This is a genomic window from Gordonia sp. DT219, assembly GCF_049847065.1.
Taxonomy (GTDB): Bacteria; Actinomycetota; Actinomycetes; order Mycobacteriales; family Mycobacteriaceae; genus Gordonia.
The window spans coordinates 14,463-32,228 of the sequence record NZ_JBNCNR010000028.1; the positions used below are offsets into that span (position 1 = coordinate 14,463).

Annotated in this window: 12 protein-coding genes; 8 read left to right on the forward strand and 4 right to left on the reverse strand. The window is 66.5% G+C overall.

Annotated elements, in window-relative coordinates; genetic code table 11:
• Positions 1–182: 182 nt before the first annotated feature.
• Together exaC and ACPXB3_RS20050 are read left to right on the forward strand one after the other, a co-directional pair.
• A complete protein-coding gene (gene exaC, locus ACPXB3_RS20045; protein ID WP_425704066.1) occupies positions 183–1,706 on the forward strand; it encodes an acetaldehyde dehydrogenase ExaC in 1,524 nt (507 codons plus the stop codon).
• A gap of 30 nt (positions 1,707–1,736) precedes the next feature.
• A complete protein-coding gene (locus ACPXB3_RS20050) occupies positions 1,737–2,162 on the forward strand; it encodes a DUF779 domain-containing protein (RefSeq protein WP_425729270.1) in 426 nt (141 codons plus the stop codon).
• 19 nt (positions 2,163–2,181) lie between these two features.
• On the opposite strand, the gene ACPXB3_RS20055 is transcribed toward ACPXB3_RS20050, so the two are convergent.
• Complete coding sequence (locus tag ACPXB3_RS20055; protein WP_425704064.1) at positions 2,182–2,982, reverse strand: PIG-L deacetylase family protein; 801 nt, start codon at positions 2,980–2,982, stop codon at positions 2,182–2,184.
• Between the two features lie 7 nt (positions 2,983–2,989).
• The gene (locus ACPXB3_RS20060) at positions 2,990–4,228 is read right to left on the reverse strand and encodes an MFS transporter (RefSeq protein WP_425704063.1); all 1,239 of its coding nucleotides are present in this window, start codon (positions 4,226–4,228) and stop codon (positions 2,990–2,992) included.
• Positions 4,229–4,320: 92 nt separating this feature from the next.
• On the opposite strand from ACPXB3_RS20060, the gene ACPXB3_RS20065 reads away from it, so the two are divergent.
• Both ACPXB3_RS20065 and ACPXB3_RS20070 read left to right on the forward strand, forming a co-directional pair.
• On the forward strand, positions 4,321–5,193 hold the full coding sequence (locus ACPXB3_RS20065) for a LysR family transcriptional regulator (protein ID WP_425704062.1): 873 nt from the start codon (positions 4,321–4,323) through the stop codon (positions 5,191–5,193).
• 179 nt (positions 5,194–5,372) lie between these two features.
• Complete coding sequence (locus ACPXB3_RS20070) at positions 5,373–6,683, forward strand: DUF222 domain-containing protein (protein WP_425729272.1); 1,311 nt, start codon at positions 5,373–5,375, stop codon at positions 6,681–6,683.
• 131 nt (positions 6,684–6,814) lie between these two features.
• On the opposite strand, the gene ACPXB3_RS20075 is transcribed toward ACPXB3_RS20070, so the two are convergent.
• Both ACPXB3_RS20075 and ACPXB3_RS20080 read right to left on the reverse strand, forming a co-directional pair.
• Complete coding sequence (locus tag ACPXB3_RS20075) at positions 6,815–7,210, reverse strand: ester cyclase (RefSeq protein ID WP_425704060.1); 396 nt, start codon at positions 7,208–7,210, stop codon at positions 6,815–6,817.
• 61 nt (positions 7,211–7,271) lie between these two features.
• Entirely contained in the window at positions 7,272–8,072 is an 801-nt protein-coding gene (locus ACPXB3_RS20080) for an SDR family NAD(P)-dependent oxidoreductase (RefSeq protein WP_425729274.1), read from the reverse strand.
• A gap of 88 nt (positions 8,073–8,160) precedes the next feature.
• Between ACPXB3_RS20080 and ACPXB3_RS20085 the strand changes: the two genes are divergently transcribed.
• The 4 genes from ACPXB3_RS20085 to ACPXB3_RS20100 all read left to right on the forward strand — a co-directional run bounded on the left by ACPXB3_RS20085 (position 8,161) and on the right by ACPXB3_RS20100 (position 17,517).
• Positions 8,161–8,814, forward strand: a complete 654-nt coding sequence (locus ACPXB3_RS20085; protein WP_425704058.1) for a TetR family transcriptional regulator — start codon at positions 8,161–8,163, stop codon at positions 8,812–8,814.
• Positions 8,815–8,901: 87 nt separating this feature from the next.
• A complete protein-coding gene (locus ACPXB3_RS20090; RefSeq protein ID WP_425704057.1) occupies positions 8,902–11,100 on the forward strand; it encodes a DUF2254 domain-containing protein in 2,199 nt (732 codons plus the stop codon).
• A 350-nt stretch (positions 11,101–11,450) separates the two neighbouring features.
• Positions 11,451–16,070, forward strand: a complete 4,620-nt coding sequence (gene gltB / locus ACPXB3_RS20095; protein WP_425729276.1) for a glutamate synthase large subunit — start codon at positions 11,451–11,453, stop codon at positions 16,068–16,070.
• Complete coding sequence (locus ACPXB3_RS20100) at positions 16,063–17,517, forward strand: glutamate synthase subunit beta (protein ID WP_425704055.1); 1,455 nt, start codon at positions 16,063–16,065, stop codon at positions 17,515–17,517. Before gltB ends, ACPXB3_RS20100 begins: the two co-directional genes overlap by 8 nt.
• The last annotated feature ends 249 nt before the right edge of the window (positions 17,518–17,766 follow it).

Sequence of the window (17,766 nt, forward strand, 5' to 3'; positions counted from 1 at the left end):
GCGCCGGGCGACGCCCTGATCAGCGGTTCTGTCGTCACCCAATATCGAGTACCCACTTGCAACGTCAGTGCAACCAGGCCGCTCGTACTCTGTGTGTCAGATCACACCGAACGATGATGCGGCGGTGTGGCACACCCGAGCGGGGACCGATCCCGCGATGGCATTGAGGGAGCTGGGAACACATGACTGTTTACGCGAAGCCGGGCACCGACGGCTCGGTGATGAGCTTTGAGTCGCGTTACGACAACTGGATCGGTGGACAATGGGTGCCGCCGGTCAAGGGTCAGTACTTCGAGAACCCGTCGCCGGTCGACGGCAAGACGTTCTGCGACATCGCGCGGTCGACGGCCGAGGACATCGATCTGGCACTGGATGCGGCGCACAAGGCCGCGCCGCAGTGGGGCAAGACCTCGGTGGCCGAACGCTCACTGGTGCTGCTGCGTATCGCCGACCGGATCGAGGAGAACCTCGAGAAGATCGCCGTGGCCGAGACCTGGGACAACGGTAAGGCCGTCCGCGAGACCCTGGCCGCCGACATCCCACTGGCCGTCGACCACTTCCGCTACTTCGCCGGCGCGCTGCGCGCCCAGGAGGGCTCGATCTCCGAGGTCGACGAGGACACCGTCGCCTACCACTTCCACGAGCCGCTCGGTGTGGTCGGCCAGATCATCCCGTGGAACTTCCCGATCCTGATGGCCGTGTGGAAGCTCGCCCCGGCGCTCGCGGCGGGCAACGCCGTCGTACTGAAGCCGGCGGAGCAGACCCCCGCGTCGATCCTGTACGTGATGAGCTTGATCGCCGACCTGCTGCCGGCCGGCGTCGTCAACATCGTCAACGGATTCGGCGTGGAGGCAGGCAAGCCGCTGGCCTCGAGCAACCGGATCCGCAAGATCGCATTCACCGGTGAGACCACGACCGGCCGCTTGATCATGCAGTACGCGTCGGAGAACCTCATCCCGGTCAGTCTCGAGCTCGGTGGCAAGAGCCCGAACATCTTCTTCAACGATGTGATGAGCGCCGACGACGGATTCCTCGACCGCGCCCTCGAGGGCTTCGCCATGTTCGCGCTCAACCAGGGTGAGGTGTGCACCTGCCCGAGCCGCGCGCTCATCCAGGAGGACATCTACGACAACTTCCTCGAGAAGGCCGTCGACCGTGTCGCCAAGATCAAGCAGGGCAACCCGCTCGACACCGACACGATGATGGGCGCGCAGGCGTCCAACGACCAGTTCGAGAAGATCTCCTCGTACCTGTCCATCGGCAAGGAAGAGGGCGCGAAAATCCTGATCGGCGGAGAGCCCGCCGACCTCGGTGGCGATCTCGAGGGCGGCTACTACATCAAGCCGACGGTGTTCTACGGGAACAACAAGATGCGCATCTTCCAGGAAGAGATCTTCGGCCCGGTGCTGGCCGTGACCACGTTCAAGGACTACGCCGACGCCATCCACATTGCCAACGACACCTTGTACGGACTCGGCGCCGGAGTCTGGAGCCGGGACGGGGCCACCGCCTACCGCGCCGGCCGCGAGATCCAGGCCGGCCGGGTGTGGACCAACACCTATCACGACTACCCGGCCCACGCGGCCTTCGGTGGTTACAAGCAGTCGGGTATCGGTCGCGAGAACCATCTGATGATGCTCGAGCACTACCAGCAGACCAAGAACCTGCTGGTCGGTTACGCGCAGAATGCGAAAGGCTTCTTCTGAGTCCACCCCGAAAGAGAGCAGGTGAAACCCGTGTCAGAACAACACGACGTTCCTGATCGGGTGGTCGCCACAGACGCCGCCGTGCAGCTCCTGACCACGTTGTCGGAGCTGCACGGCGGTCTCATGATCCACCAGTCCGGTGGCTGCTGTGACGGCTCGGCCCCCATGTGCTACGCCGTCGGTGAGTTCCGGGTGGGCCAGCGCGACGTCCTGGTCGGCGGCGTCGTTCTTCCCGAACCGCTTCCGGCGGTGCGGGTTTGGATCAACGGAGACCAGTTCGAGCTCTGGAAACACACCCAGCTGATCCTTGATGTGGTGGCCGGACGTGGCGCCGGATTCAGTCTCGAAGCTCCCGAAGGTGTCCGATTCATCTCGCGGGCAAGGGCTTTCGACGACGAGGAAAATGCGCTACTCGCGCAGAACCCGCCACTGACCGGTGCGAGCGCGGGGATCTGATCGACGGCCGGGCGCCCGACTACCCGACGGGTGGTTCGTCGACCCACCAGCCGCGCACCATGCCGGGTGGGCGCCCGGGCTCGAGGTAGTGCTCGGTGCCGAATGCGAAGCCGAAGGCCTGCACCGGCAGCGACATCAGCTGCCGGACGTCGCTCTGGCTGCCGTGACACGCCAGCGCCTGCCGTTTGGCCACCACATCGTCGCCGAGATCGACGGCCCAGTGCAGTTCGGACTCGGGTGTGCCGATCGGATTCCCGTCGTCTCCGTGTGCGTCCGGGTCGTACCCATCCATGCCCATCTCGGTGGCGAGGACGAACAGCTGCCGCATCAGATCGCGGTTCATCGACACCTCGAGGTATCGAGGTCGTCGGGCGGCGAGGTCCACCGCGGCCAGCGTGGTGCGGTGCAGCATGACGTGGTCGGGATGCCCGTAACCACCGTGCCAGTCGTAGCCGATGACGGCATCGGCGTCCTCCTCGTCGAGCAGGTCGGCCAGGCGGCGTGCGGCCTCGCCGACGTCCGCGCGTGAGAAGACGCCGTCGGTGTCGTTCTGCGCCCAGCCGGTCATCCCGGAGTCGGCGTATCCGAGCCACGCGACCCGAGCCGTGCCGGTGATGGCCGCCGATGCCTCGGCCTCGCCGCGTCGTCGGCTCGCCACGGTCTCGCCGGGTGCCAGATCGTCCGGCACGTCCCCCGGATCCCCGTCGGTGCAGTAGACGACGACCACCCGGTGGCCCTCGCGGGCGGCGCGGATCATGGTGCCTGCGGTCGCGGTGCCCTCGTCGTCGGGATGGGCATGGACGAAGACGATGGTGCTCACGGGTAGATCATGTCACCTGTGCTGTCCGCGGCCGATCGGGACCGGACGCGAGGGTGCATCCCAGGCCGATCAGGACGAGCACTGCGACATACACCGCGACACCGACCCAGCCGTACGCCGAGAACACCAGGCCGCCAAGGGCTCCCACCACCGAGCTGCCCAGGTAGTAGTGGAACAGGTACAGCGACGACGCCTCGGCGCGATGCTCGGTGGCCCGCGCCGACACCCAGCCGCTGGCCACCGAGTGTGCCCCGAAGAAGCCGGCGGTGAAGGCGAACATACCCACCAGAATCGACCAGAGTTGGTCGGGCACGGTCATTCCCAGGCCCGCGAGCATGATCACGACCGAGGTGCTCAGCACCACGGGACGGCCGACACGGTCGGAGAGCCGGCCGGCGAGCGCCGACGATGCGGTACCCGCGAGGTACATGAAGAAGACCGAGGCGACCACGGCCTCGCTGAGATCGAACGGATCGCGCAGCAATCGGTACGTGATGTAGTTGTAGACGGTGACGAACCCGCCCATCAGCACGAAGCCGGTGAGGAACAGCGGCAGCAGGCGCCGATCACGCAGGTGCGCCAACAGGTTTCGGGTGGTGATGGCCGGCGAGACGCGTCGGGGGACATGGAACCGCGATGCCGGGACCGTCCGCCAGAAGACGAGCGCGAAGCCCAGCGACACCAGGCAGGCTATCTCCAGGGCCCACTGCCACGACATGACATCGACGGCGAATCCGGGGATCAGCCGGCCGACGAGTCCGCCGATCGTCGTGCCCGCCACATACCGTCCCATCGCGGTGCCGAGCGAACGGCCCTCGACCTCCTCGGCCAGGTAGGCCATCGCGACGGCGGGCACCCCGGCGCACAGCACACCCTGCAGTGCGCGGCCGGCAAGCAGGATCTCGATCGTCGGCGACCACGGCAGCGCGATGCCGATGGCCGATGCCGCCGTCGCCGAGATGACCATGATCCGCACCCGCCCGAAGCGTTCGGAGAGGACGCTGGCCGGGATGATCGCGACCGCGAGCAACCCGGTGGTCAGCGATACCGCGAGCGCCGAGGTGGTCGGTGACGTGCCGAAATGCTGCGAGATCTGCGGGAGCAGCGCCTGCACGTAGTAGAGCGCCATGAACGTCGTCATGCCCGCCGCAAAGAGGGCGAGCGTGGTCCTCCGATACCCGGCCGAGCCCAGGGCGTAGCGCGCCGGGGCGGGCGCAGGCAGGGCGGTGGGATCGGCGGAGGTCACTCGTCCAGGTTCCTGCTCCGTCCGGCGAAGGCAAAATGAATGATTGTGTGCGAGGCGATTCAGAAATGAATAAGTGCAGTTAGGGTTGCAGCGTGCAGGAAGAGATTGAGTGGTTTGTCACGGTCGCGGAGACGGCGAGCCTCACCGAGGCCGCGGCGCGGCTGCACGTCTCGCAGCCGACGCTGTCTCGGTTCGTGGCTCGCCTCGAACGCGATCTCGGTGTTGCGCTCTTCGACCGCCACGGTCGGCGATTGGTGCTCAATCCCTTCGGGCAGGTGTACCTCGAGCGGGCGCGGCGAGCCCGGGCACAACTCGACGCCGCCCGCCACCAGATCGACGAAATGCGCCGCCCGGCCCGCGGCGTTGTGCGGCTGGCATTTCTGCATTCGTTCGGGCTCGCGCTCGTACCGGATCTGATCCGGGGGTTCCGGGAGGAGAATCCCGGTGCAGGTTTCACGCTCGCCCAGGATTCGGTCGCCACCGTCCTCGATCATGTCGAGAAGGGCGCCGCCGATCTCGCGCTCGTCGCACCCCGGCCGATGCGGACCGACATGGCGTGGCAGCCGATCACACAGCAGGATCTCGCGCTCGTCGTCGGCCGCGGTCACCGGTTCGCCGGGCGGCCCAGCATCGGGCTGGCCGAGGCCGCCGACGAGGAATTCATCGTGATGCAACGGGGATTCGGTATGCGCCGCATCTTCGATGAACTCTGTGCGGCCGCCGAGATCACCCCGACCGTCACGTTCGAGTCGACGGAATTGGCGACCATCACCGGACTGGTGGGCGCGGGCCTGGGCGTCGGCGTCGTTCCCCTCGACGACGCCACCCGGCGTACCGACGTCTCCTTCGTCCCGCTGGCCGGCGAGAGTCGGGAGATCGGACTGACGTGGTTCCGGTCGCGACCGCTTTCCGATGCGGCGCAACGATTCCGGGCGTTCGTGGTCGAGTACGCCGCCCGGCGGTGAGGGTTGCCGACTTCGGGCCCGCGCTACCACATCGCACCGACAGAAACGTGCACCCGCCGAAGCCGCGAAACATGTTGTCCACAAGTAGTATTCGATACAAAGATGCCACAGATCTGGGTGCCATTGCCGGCGCATGCGGGTAAGATGGAGACATCGCATCGATCGCCAAGGGGGGCACCATGATCGCCGACGACACCATCGAAAGCACCGATACCGCAGCAATTCTGGCCGGCATTGTCGACCAGCTCACCGAACTCCGCACCAACCCGGACATGAGCGGGCCGCAAGCACACGCCGCACTGCAACAGATCCTGCTGATCCGCAACCTCGCCGACCATCACGCAACCACGTTCACCGGTGAACTCGACCGCCTCAACGTCGCCGACGGCCACGGCCGCCGGTTGCGGGAACTACTGACCGTGATGGGGTGCGCACCCGCCGTCGCCGCCCGGTTCGTGCGGATCGGCACCGCCACCGACATCGACCCACTGCTACGCCACGCCGCCGACGGTTCCATCTCGTCCGAACACGCCGACGCGATCGTGCGCGGCCTGTCGCACATCGACTCCCGATCTGCTGAGCCCGTGGCCCCCGACATGCGGTCGGCGCAACTGATGTCACTGATGTCGTGGTCGTCGGCAGGGATGACGCCGGCCCAGATCGCCGATCACGCCCGAACGATCGCCAACGAACTCGCCGCCGACACCGACGACGGTAAACCGGCGGCCGAAGACAAGTCGATCAACGAACTCGGCCACCACAAAACCGATGATGGCCGTCTCGATGTGCGCGCCAACCTGGATGCTGTCGCCGGGGAGAAACTGCACAGCCTGGTCGAAACACTGTCGGCCCCGAAACCTCAGCCCGACGGCTCCCACGATCCGCGGTCGGCACAACACAGGCGCGCCGATGCCTTCGAATCCATCTTGGAACTCGCTCAGAAGGGTCTCATCGACGAGACGGTGTCGTGCAAACCGACCGGCGGGGTCCTGTTGACGATTCCTGCCGATGCCCCGAAACTGTCCGCGCTCGAGTTCATGGGCTCGGTGACACCTGCGACGGCGAAGACGTTGGGTTGCGATGCCGCGGTCACCGTCGTCATCGTCGACGGCGAACAGGTGCCGCTGAACGTCGGACGGGAGAAGCGGCTGTTCACGCCGTCGCAGCGGAAAGCGTTGCTGCTCAGGGATAAGTGCTGCGTGAAGTGTGGTGCGCCCGCGTCACGCACCCAGGCGCACCACCTCGTGTCGTGGGCTGATGGTGGGGCTACCGACCTCGACAACGGTTGCTTGCTGTGCACGGCCTGTCACCACGATGTCCATGACCGGGCCGGCGCCGGGAGCGCAGCGAGCGGGCCGAATGATCACTGGGATGTGGTGATGGGATTCGATCGACATCCGTGGCTGATCCCGCCCGCCGCCGTCGATCCCCGACGACGACCACTACCGGCCTACAACCGACGCACCCTACGTCTCGACGACGCTGCCTGAAACCGGCTACCTAGAACCGGCCGCCTGAACAGGCGTGCCCGCAACGACTTTCTGACCCTGCACCCGGCTTGCCGGGACCGCAATTGTTGTTTGAGAACTTCATAGCGCGCCGGCCCACGACTCGGGATCTTTCACCCCAGCGCAGCGGCGACGTCGGCGGTGTCGAGCATCACGCGTTCACCGATCACCTTGCCGTCGTCGTCGAAGTCGACGATCGCGACCATCTCGAGGGCGATGGTGTTGCCGGTGGCCGGCATCCCCGCATAGGGGCCGTCGTGGGTGCCGTCGAATCGAACCAGCATGGCGCCGGTGTGCCCGTCCTGGCCGAGTGGGGTGATGGTCGTGCGTAGATCGCTGAATGCACCGAAGAGCGACTCTTCTCGTCGCCGGAGTGCCTCCAGCCCATTCTGCGGACCGGTCAACGGTGAGAGGTAGTCGGCGGGCTCGGCCCACAGTGCGACCACGGCGGTGGGGTTGTGCTCGTTGACCGCGGCGGTCGCAGCGGCGGCGAAATCGTGGATGTACATGGTGTCTCCTGCTTTCTCGAGGGTGAAACCTGGCATGCGGATCGGCTGCGCGGACCGGCGGCTACCCGGCCGTCGGGCGCACGGACCGCTCGGCGGCGCCGATGGCGACGCGTGCGGGTAGTCGGGGGCTGATCATGGCGACAGCGGCGTTGGAGATTCCGTCGACGACGCTGGGGCGATGGCGATGTAGGGCGCGCAGTGCGGTGTCGACGACGTCGCCGGGACTGCGGCGTCGGCCCACCGACGCCGCCTCGCCCGCAATGTCGAAGAACTCCGTGTCGGTGGCGCCCGGACACACCGCGATGACGCGCACCCCGGTCGCCTTGGTCTCCGCCCACAGTGCGCGGGTGAACGACAGAACGAATGCCTTGGTCGCGCCGTAGACCGCCATGTGCGGGATCGCTTGAAACGCGGCGGTACTCGCGATGTTGATCACGGTGCCCTGGCGCCGGGCGGTCATTGCGGGCAGGAACAGCGTCGTGAGCTCGGCCAACGCCGTCACATTGAGCTGGATCTGCGCGACGACGTCGGCGGCACGCGCGGCGACGAGATCGCCGTGAGCGCCGACTCCCGCATTGTTGACCAGGATGTCGACTTCGAGCCCGGCTGCGACGACCTCGTCGTGGAGCTGCGTGCCGGCGCCGGGGATCGCGAGGTCGCAGGGGATCACGTGCACCTGCGAGTCATGGCGCGTCTGGAGTTCGGTGGCCAGTTCGGCGAGGACGGCCGCCCGGCGGGCGACGAGGACCAACCGCGCGCCGTGGGCGGCCGCCCGCTGCGCGAAGGCTCGTCCGATGCCCGATGACGCCCCGGTGATCAGCACCGTCTTGCCTGTGAAGAGTTCGGTGGCGTACACGCTCATGATGCTCCCTAAGTTATTTAAACCGACCAGACGGTATGTTACTGGTATCTTGATCGATGAGACACCGAAGCGCAAGGAGGGATCGAGAATGAGTGACCGTTCAGGGCGTGCGGTGGGACGTCCGCTCGGACCGACGGCCAAGGGGGCCGGCACCCGCAAACGCATCATCGAGTCGGCGGCGACGGTCTTCGCTCAGATGGGGTACGACAAGGCACGGATGACCACGCTCGTCGACGCCACCGGCCTCACCAAAGGTGCGGTCTACTTCCACTTCGACAGCAAAGAGGCTCTGGCGCTTGCGGTTCTGGAGACCAAGCATGCGGAATGGCTCGCCGACGTCAACGCGCGGCTGGCCGGCCTACCCGAGGGGCGACGTCGTCTGGAGGGACTCCTGCCGACGATGCTCGCGATTCACGACGACGATCGTTCGGTGTGGGCGGTGTCGAAGCTGAGCCGTAGCCTGGCAGATCTGGAATCGGACAATCCGATGCGCAGGCACATCGCCCGATTGAGTCAGACGTGGGTCGAGATGGTCGCCGACGTCATCCGGCGGGCGCAGGAACTACGCGAGGTGCGCGGGGACATCGATCCGGTCGGTGCGGCGGTCGCACTGGTGGGTGCGTTCGACGGAGTGAAGGCGATTCACGACACCCTCACCGAGGGTGGGGAGGAACCCTTCGCCTCGGGTGCGTCGGCTCTGGGTTCGATGATCCTCACCGGGCTGATGACACCGGATCGGTGATCGGTGGCCAATGGTGACGTGGCACCACCGGCCTCGACATAGACTTTCGTCCATGTCTCGGCAGTGCCGCCTCCCGGGCTCGTCGTCGTGAGCCAATGGTTCACGCGTACCGTCGTCGATCCGGGCCGATTGCCGCTGTTTCTGTTCCTGGTCGCATTCATCCTGACTTTCCTGTTCATCCGGCTCAGCGTGCGCCTGATCCGGGCCGAGGTCAGCTGGTGGCCGGGAAACGTCGCGCCGGGCGGAATGCATCTGCATCACGAGTTCTTCGGGGTGATCATGATGCTGCTGTCCGGCTTCGGTCTGGTGTCGCTCTCCCGGTTCGACACCCCGATCGCCGACTGCGTCCTCGCCGCCGTCTTCGGCATCGGTTGCGCGCTGGTGCTCGACGAGTTCGCGCTCATCTTGCATCTGCGAGATGTCTACTGGGAGAAGGAAGGTCGTGCGTCGGTCGACGCGGTCTTCGTCGCCATCGCGATCGGCGTGCTGTTCCTGCTGGGCCTGCGGCCGCTGGGTTTGTCCGACGCGACCTCCGAGATCACGCAAGGCTCCGACCTGCAGACCCGGATTGCGGCCGGGGTGATCGTCGCAATCAACGTCGCGCTCGCGCTGATCACCCTGATCAAGGGCAAACTGTGGACCGGACTCATCGGCATGTTCGTCCCGATCCTCCTGCTGTTCGGCGCCTTTCGCGTCGCGCGCCCGCGATCGCCGTGGGCGCGCTGGTTCTATCGGCGTGCAGAGGGCAAGCTGGACAAGGCGATCCGACGGGAGATTCGCTACCGGGAACCGCTCATCCGCTGGAAGATCGTCGTGCAGGAGGCGCTCGCCGGGCGGTTCGGGGTGCCCGACCTGCCGCCCGCGCTCCCGATGACGCCGACTCCGCTTGCGCCGAAGGCCGCCGCACCGAACGCGATCGCCACCGCCATCCGGTGGCGCCGGACGTGCCGCGAACTGCGGGTGGTGCCGACGTGGCGGCTGCCGGTGATCCTGGTGGTACTCGCGGTCATCGCGGCGATCCTGTGCATCACCCTCGACGAATCCCTCGGCCTGCAAGTGGATTCGGGAACGCTGGCCACCGTGCTCGGTGTGATCGCCGGTGCGATGGCGACCCTGACCGGTCTGGTGTTCACCGCTGTCACCCTGGCCATGCAGTTCGGGGCGTCGCAGATCTCGGTGCGGGTGATCCCGCGTCTGCAGCGCGAGCCGGTGATGCGATGGTCGATCGGATTCTTCTTGGCCACCTTCGTGTTCAGTGTGATGGTGGCGATGGACCTGGCCCTCGCCGAACCCGACGACACCACACCGGGGGTGTCGACCGCGATCGCGGCACTGCTGACGGTGGTGTCCGCGTTCCTGTTCATCGCCCTGGTGGCGAAGGTGGGTGCAATCCTCAACTCGGCGCAGCTGATGCGCTGGATCGCCGCCGACGGCCGCGCCGCCATCCGCAGACAGTATCCCGCCGACCCCGACGACCGGCCAGACGATCTGCCCGACGGCCTGCCCGACGGCCTGGCGCCGGAAGCGGACCCGCCGATCACCGTGGAGCCGAACGCGATACCGCGCAAGATCATTCACCTCAAGGAGACCGCAACGCGTGGCCGGGTCCTGCTGGCGGTCAACGTGGCGCGGCTACAGCGTCAGGCGGTTGGCGCCGGGGTGCGGTTCGAATTGCTCGTCGCCGTCGGTGATCATGTGCCGCATGACATCGGCGTGATCGCGGTGGTCGGGGATCGCCGCGACGAGATCGCCGACCACAAGGTGTTGCGGTGTCTGCTCTTCGGCGACACCCACCAGCCGTCGGTGAGCCCCGCCGCCGCGCTGCAGTCGATCTCCGATATCGCACTCAAGGCGATATCGAGTGCCGGCAACGATCCGAGCACCGTCGTGCTGGCGCTCGATCACACCGAGGACCTGCTGACGATGCTGGCCCCGCGGGTGCGTGCCGCGCTGCGCTCGGAGCGCGCGACCCTGGTCGACGGCTATCGGCGGAGCTGGGCCGACTACGTGGCCGTCGGGACCGACGAGATCCGCAGGCACAGTCGCGGGCAGGCGCAGGTGCAGCGACGGCTGCGCGTCCTCTACGAGACGCTGATGAGTCGCTGTTCGGCCGATCAGCAGATGCCGTTCCGGGAGCGCCTTGCTGCGTTGGACACCCAGATAGCGCACGAATGGCGGGTGCCGCTAGACCGGCGGCTGGCGTCCGCACCAGACCGCCAGGGCTATGGGTCGGAGCGGGGCACCGAGCGGGGCATGCAGCGGGATTCGCGGGATAGGTCCGAATAGTCCGAATACCGAAGCCGGCCCGTTCGGCGACGCCGCTCCGGTCGGCGGCGCCGATAGCGGTCATACGCTGCGACGTCGGCGTCGATGTGGTAGCCGGATTTCGGTACTGGGCACCCTGCGTGAGAAAATATCTGACAATGCTTAGCGAGCAGGGTGTTTCCTGCCTGGCAACGACTGCCGGGACCAGGTGTCAGCAACGGCGCTGACCTCGGGGACGCCACCGCCTGATCTCCGAAAAGTGCCAGGTCAGCCCATGGACGGGCCTTTCGGGACACGGTCGGCGGTGCGGTGTCCGAACAGACGTATACGGGTGAATCGGTGCGCAAGGTCGCGCGCAAAGTGAGGCAGATATGAAGCATGCTCCCGGTCCCACGGGCCTATATGACCCCATCCACGAGCACGACTCCTGTGGAGTCGCGTTCGTCGTCGACATGCACGGACGACGCAGCCGGGACATCGTGGACAAGGCGATCACCGCGCTGATCAATCTGGAGCATCGTGGTGCCGCGGGCGCCGAGCCGAACACCGGCGACGGTGCCGGGATCATGATCCAGGTTCCCGACCGCTTCTTGCGTGAGGTCGTCGACTTCGAGCTGCCGGCCGAAGGTGCCTACGCCACCGGCATCGCGTTCCTGCCGCAGGGTTCCAAGGACGCTGCCGAGGCGTGCGCGGGCGTCGAGAAGATCGTCGAGGCCGAGGGTCTGCGCATTCTCGGCTGGCGTGCGGTGCCGGTCAACGAGAACGGGCTCGGTGCACTCGCCCGCGACGCGATGCCGACGTTCCGTCAGCTGTTCATCGCGCTGCCCGAGGATGCCGACGATCCGGACGGCATGGTCCTCGAGCGCCGGGCGTTCGTGGTGCGCAAGCGCGTGCAGAACGAGCTCGGCACCAAGGGCGCCGGTGCGGACGGCCCGGGCCGCGAGACCGTGTACTTCCCGAGCCTGTCGGGCAAGACGTTCGTCTACAAGGGCATGCTGACGACCCCGCAGCTGCGCGAGTTCTACCTCGACCTGCAGGACTCACGGGTCGAGAGCGCGCTGGGACTGGTGCATTCGCGTTTCTCCACCAACACCTTCCCGTCGTGGCCGCTGGCCCATCCGTTCCGGCGGGTCGCCCACAACGGCGAGATCAACACCGTCACCGGTAACGAGAACTGGATGCGGGCCCGTGAGGCGCTCATCGATACGGAGTTGTTCGGCGAGAGTGGGGCCGATACCGGGAGTGTTTCCGAGAAGATCTTCCCGGTGTGCACCCCGGGTGCCTCCGACACCGCGCGCTTCGACGAGGTGCTCGAGATGCTGCACCTCGGCGGGCGCAGCCTGCCGCACGCGGTGCTGATGATGATCCCGGAGGCCTGGGAGCGGCACGAGTCGATGAAGCCCGAGCACCGGGCGTTCTACGAGTACCACGCCACCCTGATGGAGCCGTGGGACGGACCGGCGTCGGTCTGCTTCACCGACGGCACCGTGGTGGGTGCGGTGCTCGACCGCAATGGGTTGCGCCCCAGCCGGGTCTGGGTCACCAGGGACGGTCTGGTGGTGATGGCGTCGGAGGTCGGCGTCCTCGACATCGACCACTCCGAGGTGGTGCAGAAGCTGCGCCTGCAGCCCGGACGCATGTTCCTCGTCGACACCGCCGCCGGCCGGATCGTCGACGACGAGGAGATCAAGGATCAGCTCGCCGCCGAGTATCCGTACCAGGAGTGGCTCGACGCGGGCCTGGTGCACATCGACAATGTGAAGTCGCTGCCCCACGAGCACATGTCTCATCCGCGGGTCACGCTGCGGCAGTTGACCTTCGGCTACACCACCGAGGAACTCGATCTGCTCGTCGCGCCGATGGCCCGCACCGGGGCGGAGGCCATCGGGTCGATGGGCACCGACACCCCGATCGCGGTGCTCTCCGCGCGGCCGCGCATGCTCTTCGACTACTTCCAGCAGTTGTTCGCGCAGGTCACCAATCCGCCACTGGACGCCATCCGCGAGGAGATCGTCACCGCGATCGGCGGCACCATCGGCTCGGAGGCCGACCTGCTGCACCCGAGCGCGGCGGCCTGCCGCCAGATCGTGCTGCCCACACCGGTTCTCGACAACGATCACCTCGCCAAACTGGTCCGCGTCGATGACGACCCGAACCTGCCGGATTTCCGCAGCGCCCACATCCACGGCCTCTACCCGGTGGCGCAGGGCGGCGCCGGACTGCGCCAGGCACTCGACGACGTGCGCGCGCAGGTCACCGCCGCGATCGCCGACGGCGTGAACCTGATCATCCTGAGTGACCGGGAATCCGACGAGAACCTCGCCCCGATCCCGTCGTTGTTGCTGACCGCCGCGGTGCACCATCACCTGGTGCGCGAGCGCAATCGCACCCGCGTCGGCCTGGTCGTCGAGTCGGGCGACTGCCGCGAGGTCCACCACCTCGCCGCCCTGATCGGCTTCGGAGCGGCCGCGGTCAACCCGTACATGGCCTTCGAGTCCATCGAGGACATGGTCGAGCGGGGGGCGTTGGGCGACATCGACTTCGAGACCGCCCGCGCCAACTACATCAAGGCCGGGAGCAAGGGCGTGCTCAAGGTGATGAGCAAGATGGGTATCTCCACCCTCGCCTCCTACACCGGTGCGCAACTGTTCCAGGTGATCGGTATCGACCAGGACACCGTCGACGAATTCTTCACCGGCCTGCGCAGTCAGCTCGGCGGTATCGGACTCGACGAGATCGCCGCCGACGTCGCCGCGCGACATGCGCTGGCCTTCACCGACCGTCCCAGCGAGCGGGCGCACCGCGAACTCACGGTGGGCGGCGAATACCAGTGGCGCCGGGAGGGCGAGTACCACCTGTTCAACCCGGACACGGTGTTCAAGCTCCAGCACTCCACCCGCACCGGGCAGTACCAGGTGTTCAAGGAGTACACCAAGCTGGTCGACGATCAGGCGCGCAAACTGGCGACGCTGCGTGGGCTGTTCGACTTCAATTTCGGTGACCGCGACCCGATCCCGATCGACAAGGTCGAACCGGCGTCGAAGATCGTCAAACGGTTCTCGACCGGCGCGATGAGCTTCGGCTCGATTTCCGCCGAGGCCCACGAAACCCTCGCGATCGCGATGAACCGCCTCGGCGGACGCTCGAATTCCGGTGAGGGCGGCGAGGACACGCGCCGGTTCGATCCGGACGAGAACGGCGACTGGCGGCGCAGCGCGATCAAGCAGGTCGCATCCGGCCGGTTCGGTGTCACCTCGCACTACCTGAGCAACTGCACCGACATCCAGATCAAGATGGCCCAGGGCGCCAAGCCCGGCGAAGGCGGTCAGCTGCCGCCGCACAAGGTGTACCCGTGGATCGCCGAGGTGCGCGGCTCCACGCCGGGCGTCGGGCTGATCTCGCCGCCGCCGCACCACGACATCTATTCGATCGAGGACCTCGCACAGCTGATCCACGACCTGAAGAACGCGAATCCGCAGGCTCGGATTCACGTGAAACTCGTCAGCGAGATCGGTGTGGGCACCGTCGCCGCGGGTGTGTCCAAGGCCCACGCCGACGTGGTGCTGATCTCCGGTCACGACGGTGGCACCGGTGCCTCGCCGCTCACCTCGCTCAAACATGCGGGCGCGCCATGGGAGATCGGTCTGGCCGAGACCCAGCAGACGTTGCTGCTCAACGGTCTTCGCGACCGCATCTCGGTGCAGGTCGACGGTCAGCTCAAGACGGGCCGCGACGTGGTGGTCGCCGCTCTGCTCGGCGCCGAGGAATTCGGTTTCGCCACCGCACCATTGGTGGTGTCGGGCTGCATCATGATGCGCGTGTGTCACCTCGACACCTGCCCGGTGGGTGTGGCCACCCAGAATCCGCTGCTGCGTGAGCGTTTCACCGGCAAACCGGAGTTCGTCGAGAACTTCTTCATGTTCATCGCCGAGGAGGTGCGCGAACTCCTCGCGCGCCTGGGCTTCCGCACCCTGCGGGAGGCGGTCGGCCGCGTCGAGGCCCTCGACACCGGAAAGGCGCTGTCGCACTGGAGTTCGGACAAGGCCGGCAGGCTCGACCTGTCTTCGGTGCTCGCACAGCCCGAATCGCCGTTCATGAATCAGGACCTGTACTGCTCCGGCGTGCAGGATCATGGACTCGACAAGGCGCTCGATCAGCAGCTCATCGCGCAGAGTCGCGAGGCGATCGATCACGGTACCCGGGTGAGCTTCTCGTCGAAGATCACCAACGTGAACCGCACCGTCGGCACCATGCTCGGCCACGAGGTCACCAAGGCCTATGGCGCACACGGTCTTCCGGACGGCACGATCATGATCGACTTCACCGGATCGGCAGGCAACAGCTTTGGTGCGTTCGTGCCCAAGGGCATCACTTTGCGGCTCGAGGGCGACGCCAACGACTTCGTCGGCAAGGGCCTCTCCGGCGGCCGCATCGTGGTGCGTCCGGCGCGCAACGCCCCCGAAGGCTTTGTCGCCGAGCGCAACATCATCGCCGGCAACGTCATCGGCTTCGGCGCGACCGCGGGCAAGATCTTTTTGCGCGGCGTGGTGGGCGAGCGCTTCTGTGTGCGCAACTCCGGAGCCACCGCCGTTGTCGAGGGCGTCGGCGATCACGGCTGCGAGTACATGACCGGTGGCCGCGTGGTGGTGCTCGGGACGACCGGGCGCAACTTTGCCGCGGGTATGTCCGGCGGGCTTGCCTTCGTGCACGACCCGGCGCAGAACTTCGCCGACAACCTGAACGGCGAACTCGTCGAACTCGAGCCGCTCGACGCCGACGACATCGAGTTTCTTGCCGGGATCATCACCGAGCACCGCGACGAGACCGAGTCGCCGGTCGCGGCAGCGCTGCTCGCCGACTGGGAGACCGCACAGACCCAGTTCGCCAAGGTGATGCCGCGTGACTACAAGCGGGTGCTCGCGGCGGCGACCGCCGCCGAGCGAGATGGACGAGACGTGAACGAAGCGATCATGGAGGCCGCACGTGGCTGATCCCAGAGGATTCCTCAAGCACACCGAGCGTGAACTGCCCGAGCGCCGGCCGGTCGACCTGCGCCTGATGGACTGGAAAGAGGTCTACACCGACTTCGATCACGGTGCCCTCGAGACCCAGGCCAGCCGATGCATGGACTGCGGTATCCCGTTCTGCCACAACGGTTGCCCGTTGGGGAACCTGATCCCGGAGTGGAACGACCTGGTCCACAAGGGTCGTTGGGACGACGGCATCGAACGGTTGCACGCCACCAACAACTTCCCGGAGTTCACCGGGCGGTTGTGTCCGGCGCCGTGCGAGGCGTCGTGTGTGCTCGGCATCAACCAGCCGGCGGTCACCATCAAGCAGGTCGAGGTCGAGCTGATCGACAACGCCTGGGAAACCGGTCTGGTGACGCCGGTGGTGCCGTCCGAGCACACCGGCAAGAGTATTGCCGTCGTCGGTTCGGGACCCGCGGGACTGGCTGCGGCGCAGCAGCTCACCCGCGCCGGACACACCGTCTACGTCTACGAGCGCGCCGACCGGATCGGTGGGCTGCTGCGGTACGGCATCCCCGAGTTCAAGATGGAGAAGCGCCACATCGATCGCCGTCTCGAGCAGATGAAGGCCGAGGGGACGGTGTTCCGTCCGGGCGTGAACGTCGGGGTCGACGTCACCGTCGCGCAGTTGCGTGAGGACTTCGACGCGGTGATCCTGGCGATGGGTTCGACGATCGGCCGTGACCTGCCGATCGGTGGCCGGGATCTCGACGGCATCCACCAGGCGATGGAGTTCCTGCCCCAGGCCAATCGGGTGCAGCTCGGTGACACCGTCGAGGGACAGATCACCGCGAAGGGCAAGAAGGTCGTCATCATCGGTGGCGGCGACACCGGCGCCGACTGCCTGGGCACGTCGCTGCGTCAGGGCGCCGAGATCGTGCACCAGTTCGAGATCATGCCGATGCCACCGCATGAGCGCGCCGAGTCGACCCCGTGGCCGACGTATCCGTTGATGTACCGCGTGTCATCGGCTCACGAAGAGGGTGGCGAGCGGATGTTCTCGGTCAACACCGAACAGTTCGTCGGCGAGAACGGCAAGGTCACCGCACTCAAGGCACACGAGGTCGTGATGCGCGAAGGCCGTTTCGAGAAGGTCGAGGGCAGCGATTTCGAGCTCGAATGCGACCTCGTCCTGCTGGCGATGGGCTTCGTCGGACCCGAGCGCGGCGATCTGCTCGACAAGCTCGGCGTCGAGTACGACCAACGCGGAAACATCAAGCGTGACGACGAGTTCCGTGCTTCCGGCCAGGAGAACGTCTTCGTCGCCGGGGACGCCGGCCGCGGACAGTCGCTGATCGTGTGGGCCATTGCCGAGGGTCGTTCGGCCGCTGCCGCCGCCGACAACTATCTGGCCGGCCGGTCGGATCTGCCCGCGCCGATCGTTCCCACGCAGGTCGCCCAGCGCTGAGGATCTCGTCTGGTCCGGGTTCTCGCAGCCGAGTGATCTTCGCCACGTTCTGATTCGACCCAGTTCAACGGGGTGCGAGTCGCTGCCGGTCAGGTAACGATTTGCATGCCAATATCGACGTACACGGGTGTGGTGGTGGTCGTCATGATTACCGCTACAGTAAAACGAAGTCGGTATCCGTTGTATTGATCAGGGAAGCGTCAGGTCATGAAGTTGGCTGATACATTCCATGGACCCCGTCGTCCCGCC